This is a genomic window from Vibrio sp. OPT46, assembly GCF_015163535.1.
In the GTDB taxonomy this organism is placed as follows: Bacteria; Pseudomonadota; Gammaproteobacteria; order Enterobacterales; family Vibrionaceae; genus Vibrio; species Vibrio alginolyticus.
In genome coordinates this window covers 2,885-6,054 of sequence record NZ_JADDYG010000308.1, presented here as the reverse complement: position 1 = coordinate 6,054, position 3,170 = coordinate 2,885, and the positions used below count along the sequence as shown (strand labels likewise).

Annotated in this window: 4 protein-coding genes; all 4 read right to left on the bottom strand. The window is 41.4% G+C overall.

Going from position 1 to position 3,170, the window contains the following annotated elements:
- Positions 1-249 precede the first annotated feature (249 nt).
- Positions 250-783 carry a DNA mismatch repair protein gene (locus tag IQR33_RS14970; protein ID WP_193837980.1) on the bottom strand — a complete coding sequence of 178 codons (534 nt, stop codon included), beginning with the start codon at positions 781-783 and terminating at the stop codon, positions 250-252.
- Positions 777-1,163, bottom strand: coding sequence for an MAPEG family protein (locus IQR33_RS14965; protein WP_005376510.1), 387 nt, complete (start codon positions 1,161-1,163; stop codon positions 777-779). The genes IQR33_RS14970 and IQR33_RS14965 overlap by 7 nt, the downstream gene beginning before the upstream one ends.
- Positions 1,164-1,372: 209 nt before the next feature.
- Positions 1,373-2,278, bottom strand: a complete 906-nt coding sequence (gene rarD / locus IQR33_RS14960) for an EamA family transporter RarD (RefSeq protein ID WP_031778926.1) — start codon at positions 2,276-2,278, stop codon at positions 1,373-1,375.
- Positions 2,279-2,380: 102 nt separating this feature from the next.
- Positions 2,381-3,103, bottom strand: a complete 723-nt coding sequence (locus IQR33_RS14955; RefSeq protein ID WP_042520743.1) for a sulfite exporter TauE/SafE family protein — start codon at positions 3,101-3,103, stop codon at positions 2,381-2,383.
- Between the last annotated feature and the right edge of the window lie 67 nt (positions 3,104-3,170).

Below are 3,170 nucleotides of genomic sequence, written 5' to 3'. Positions count from 1 at the left end.
ATTGGCTGTATATATTTGTGAACAAGATGGTTCACTAACAACGTCAGTTGGCTAGGTGACCCTCGGCTTAGAAAGGGTCACTCATACTAAAGCATGAGCCGTGCCAACTTTTCAGTGCACAAAAACAGGTTGTTATTTAATCACTTTCATTAAAACTTAACCAATAGCTACTGTTTGCTCACCGAATAAATTGCAATTTGCAAACTACCATTGGCATTTCGCAATAAACCTGATCTTTAGCTCTTGCTTTTATTGCTTCCTAGCTAAGTCGCGTGCAAGGATTAACGCAAGTCCGAATACTTGCAAGAAGAGTCCGATATTCTTGTACCAAGCGATCTTTTCATCCTGCTTTGCCATTACCTCATTGAGCTCTACATTCTCAATGTAGTAATTATCGATGCGGTCTCTATACGAAGCTTGTGCCTGATTTATCTTTGACATCAGTTGAGGAAGTTGATCAATTTTTATTTCATCCGACTCGTTGAGAACCCAAGAAGATAAATGCCCTGCTAATACCTCTTCTAGCTCTAAAGGTATCGCTACGCTCTGACTTATGTGCACATGCAGCAGTAAAGCTTCTCTTTTCCTTTCTAGGGTTTCCACACTGTTCCATGCGAGTTGGATGGAATACAAGTTTTCTGCTGTTTGCTCTGCGAGCTGCGAGTGCTGTTTACCCAACTTATCAAGGACTAAGCTAGTAACGATGATCGCGCCAATATTCAGTACTAATCCAATCAGAACGAGTATCCAAGGTGGTGGAATGTAACGTCGCAGACTTACCATAACTTATCGTATGGCAGGTAAATCATATTTAACACAACCAATGAAAGTATCACCAGAAATGTCACCTGCATCCCTCTAATGCGCTTTTTCAAGTCTTTTTTCAATATGCCTTTAGCATGAATAACTCGACCAATTACAAAAATAATACCGGTGAGATGTATCCATGTTGGGTAAGCACTATTAAATTCTAAAAGTGCCATTAAAATCAGGGTGATGGGGATATATTCTGTCGCATTACTCTGGGCACTACGAGCAATTTGTAGAGCCTCTACCCCACCATCGGCATAAGCAATTTGATTTAAGCGACGTTGCTTAATTACTTGAACAGCCAACCAAATAATGAGTATTGCGAGAATGTTGGCATACAGAGCTGTGATCATATGTCGTCCTTCTTGATCTGGTTTTCACTTATATAAGCGTGTCACTTGGCTATAACTATAGCGGTATCATTATGATAATGCGTCAAATAATCTCAAGTTATGATTTCTATTCGGGCAAAAAACGAAAGCCAATGCTTTATGGTATTAAAAATGCCCTCGAATGGAGGGCATAAGAATAAAGAAGCTAATATGTGAGAATATTGAAACCACTATAAGGGGTGTTTGACTAGCTTTTTGCGCCGATGCCCTTTGATAATACTTTCAAAAATTGTGAACAACAGCCCTACCCAAATAAATGCAAAGGTCACCGCTTTCACTTCGTCAAACAACTCGCCAAAAAACATAACTGCCAACACAAACTGCAAGCTTGGCTCGATGTATTGCATTAGACCGACGGTTGATAAATTAGTTATACGTATTGCGATAGAATAAAATACGAGTGGTAAAAGTGTGATAGGTGCACTGCCAAAATACAAAAGCAATGTTGTGGTATCTGTGCCCGAAGCCAGTTCACCAGTTGCCCATTGTTTATAGAGCAAATAGGCGAGTGCAACTGGAGTCAGTAACAACGCCTCAACAAACAAGGTTGTACTCCAGTCATAATTTATCTTCTTCTTGTACAGCCCATACAAAGCAAAGAACAACCCCATCGTTAGTGCGATAACGGGTAGCTGACCATAGTGAATCACTTGATACATAACACCAATTGTTGCCAACACTATTGCAATAAGTTTGCCTTTTGAGAGCCTATCCCCAAGAATAAATACGCCCAGCGCAACAGATACTAATGGTCCAATAAAGAAGCCTAAGCTGGCATCGATGACCCGATGATGGGTCAAAGCCCAAGTGAACGCACTCCAAGAAATACACATCAAACTGCTCGCCACAAACGTGTACCACAAGGATTTTTTATCAAGCCAGATTTCTTTCCAATTCAGCCCTCGACGGGTTATCCCAAGTACAATTAGAAACCCGACAGGTACAGACCCAATGATTCGCCATGCTAGCAACTCATCCATAGAAGCATTCGGTAAATAACGATAATAAATTGGTAGCAATCCCCAGATCACAAAGGAGAATGCTGCCATAAAAGTGCCATAACGAGTGTTATTCATAAAACTATCGCCCATCTAAACGACCAATTTGGCGTAAGTAAACAAGTCCGCCATACATAAAAAGGAATGCAATCCCGCAGTGACTTTATGATGCAGATGGCATTATTGGCTCAACGCTTGTACGACGGCGGTAAAGCCACTCACAAAACACAACATAAGTGCCCCAAACCGAATCTTTTCTTTTGGTAACGACTGGGTAGTTTTCATTGCTAGCCAGTAACCAAGCGCCGCAGCAGGTAATAGAGGAATAGTAATGACCAAATGATGCAATGTGAAGAAGCCCACTGGGATTTGTACTATTAGTGAAATAATCGAACTGAAAACAAAAAAAGCCGATAAGTTGCCGCGTAACTGATTTGCTTCTTGATGCTGCAACAATAACGCCATCGGAGGGCCTCCAATCGCAGAACTGGTACCAAACAACCCAGAAAAGAAACCAGCACATGTCATACGCGAAGGCGTAGGCTCAACCCGAAACGGTAAAACACTCACCACGACTGCAAACAGCACCAACAAACCAATCCAAAGCGTGAGAGTTTGTGTAGATACAAAAAAGAGTAGCAAGCCACCAGCAATTGATCCCGGCACTCGCCCAATCAACGCCATCTTTAAGCCGCCGATTTCAACACTACTGCGGTGCTTCATCGCATTCATCAACGAAATAAATAACGCGACTAAACAGATTGGCGCAGGAACATATTCTGGCGCCCAAAGAATCAGTAAAGGTGCGGCAACAATAGCCAAGCCAAAACCGATTGCGGTCTGGACATAAGAGCCAAGAAATATCAAACCTATTGCAAGGAAGTTTATCGAATCGAATTCCATTTAGATTATTCTTATATTTGAAAAATAAACACAAAACCAAAGCATATTCGCATGATGAATACCTCAT

Excerpts from the sequence above, each read along its gene's own strand:
- IQR33_RS14965 (WP_005376510.1), bottom strand. The coding sequence starts at position 1,163 with ATGATCACAGCTCTGTATGCCAACATTCTCGCAATACTCATTATTTGG.
- IQR33_RS14970 (WP_193837980.1), bottom strand. The coding sequence starts at position 783 with ATGGTAAGTCTGCGACGTTACATTCCACCACCTTGGATACTCGTTCTG.
- rarD (WP_031778926.1), bottom strand. The coding sequence starts at position 2,278 with ATGAATAACACTCGTTATGGCACTTTTATGGCAGCATTCTCCTTTGTG.
- IQR33_RS14955 (WP_042520743.1), bottom strand. The coding sequence starts at position 3,103 with ATGGAATTCGATTCGATAAACTTCCTTGCAATAGGTTTGATATTTCTT.